The sequence below is a fragment of the Saccharothrix obliqua genome, from assembly GCF_019375475.1.
Lineage (GTDB): Bacteria > Actinomycetota > Actinomycetes > Mycobacteriales > Pseudonocardiaceae > Actinosynnema > Actinosynnema obliqua.
Window position 1 is genome coordinate 1 of the sequence record NZ_JAHXGQ010000030.1, and the last position, 2,189, is coordinate 2,189.

1 protein-coding gene is annotated in these 2,189 nt (G+C 74.2%); it reads right to left on the minus strand.

Annotated elements, in window-relative coordinates; genetic code table 11:
• A partial coding sequence (locus KZQ38_RS35660) for an SDR family NAD(P)-dependent oxidoreductase (RefSeq protein ID WP_219448449.1) occupies nucleotides 1–2,189 on the minus strand: 2,189 nt, incomplete at both ends.

The following is a 2,189-nucleotide window of genomic DNA, read 5'->3' on the forward strand; positions in this document are numbered from 1 at the left end:
CTCACCCACCAACTCGTGCAACCACCACGCCCCGTCCACCTTCGGCCGCAACACCCGCGACACCTGATCAGGGGTCAGCGAGTCGAGGACACCGTCCTCCAGCACACCGGCGGTGTGCACGACCGCCGTCACGGGGTGCTCGGCCAGCACGGCGGCCAGCGCGTCCCGGTCGGCGACGTCGCACGCGATCGACACCACCTCCGCGCCGTCGATCCCCGGTGCCCGGCCGCTTCGGCTGAGCAGCACGAGCTTCCGCGCGCCGTGCCGCTCCACCAGGTGCCGGGCGATCGCGCCGCCGAGCGCGCCGCTCGCACCGGTGACCAGGACGGTGTCCCACGCCGGGCCGTCCGTCCGCGGCCCGGTGGCGGGCACCAGCACGGGTTCGACCGCCTGGCCGCCACGCAGCAACGCGAACCGGCCGGGGTGCTCGGCCGCGGCGCTGAGCACCAGGCCGGGCACCGCCGCGTGCGCGAGGTCGTCGGTGATCTCGACGCCGAGCACGCCGTCGCCGTCGTGGCCGGTGAGCCGGCTCAGCACCTGGAGGGCGGTGCGCCGCACGCGTTGTGGCAGCGGGCCGTCGAACTCGTCCGGCCGCAGGACGTGCGCCACCTCGACCCCGGTGGCCCGCCACTCGGGCGTGAACAGCAGTTCCGCGCCGGTGACGGGTCCGGACAGCGGGCGCAGGGTCAGGTTGTCGACGGACACCACGGGTCGACCGGTGCGGTCGGTGAGCAGGACGGCGACCGCGTCCGGGCCGGTCTGCGTGATCCGGGCACGTGCCGCCGGTCCCGCCGTGCCGTGGAAGCGGACGCCGGACCACGAGAACGGCAGGCGGGCGGGCCGGTCGTCGACCACACCGGGCAGCAGCACGTGCAGTGCGGCGTCGAGCAACGCCGGGTGCACGGCGAACCCCGAGGTCGGCTGCTCGTCGGGCAGGGTGAGTTCGGCGAACAACACCCCGTCGGCACGCCACGCCCGCCGCAGGCCGCGGAAGACCGGCCCGTAGCCGTAGCCGTGCCGGTCCAGCCCGTCGTAGCCGACCTCGACCTCGACACCGGCGGGCGGCCACGCGGCCAGGTCGTCGGTCGCGCCCGGTTCGTGCCCCGGGACACCGGTGGCGTGCCTGGTCCACGGCTCGTCGTCGCGGCGGGAGTGGATCTCCACGGTGGTGCCCGCGCGGACCACCTGGACGGTCACCGCGCCGTCGTCGGGCACCACCAGCGGCGCGGTCACGGTCAGCTCGGCGACGTCGCCCACCAGTTCCACCAGCGCGGCGCCGGGCACCACGGCCGCGCCGAACACGCGGTGGTCGGCCAGCCACGGGTGGGTCGCGGTGGAGAGCCTGCCGGTGAGGACCGTCGTGCCGTCCGGCAGTTCGACGGCCGCGCCGAGCAGCGGGTGCCCGGCCGACCGCAGCCCGGCCGCCGACACGTCGCCACCCGCGTCCGGCATGAGCCAGAACCGCTTGCGCTGGAACGCGTACGTGGGCAGCGGCACGTGGCGCGCGCCGGGGAACACGGCGCTCCAGTCGGGGTCGACGCCCCGCGTGTGCAGGGCGGCCAGGGCGGCGGCGGCCGTCCGCGCCTCGGCGTGGCCCGCACGCAGCAGCGGCACCGGCTCGACGTCGTCGTGCGCCGCGGCGGTGAGGCCGGAGAGCACGGCGTCGGGGCCGATCTCCACGAGCGTCCGCACGCCCTCGTCACGCAGCACGGCGAGCGCGTCGGCGAACCGCACGGTGGCCCGGACCTGCTCCACCCAGTATTCCGGGTCGGTCCAGTCGGCACCACGCGACACCGTCGACACCACGGGGATCTTCGGCTGGTGGTAGGTCAGGTTCCGTGCCACAGCGCGGAAGTCGTCCAACATCGGGTCCATTAACGGCGAGTGGAACGCATGACTCACCACCAACCGCTTGCTCCTGAACCCCTCCACCGCAGCCAGAACCGCATCCTCAACTCCGGACAACACAACCGACCGAGGCCCGTTCACCGCCGCGATAGCCACACCATCCGGCAGCGCGATTTCGCCCTCCGCCGCCTGCACCGCCACCATCGCCCCACCACGCGGCAACGCCTGCATCAACCGACCACGCGCACCCACCAACTTCGCCGCATCCGCCAACGACAACACACCCGCCACATGAGCCGCGGCGAGTTCACCGATGGAATGGCCGACCACGAAATCGGGCC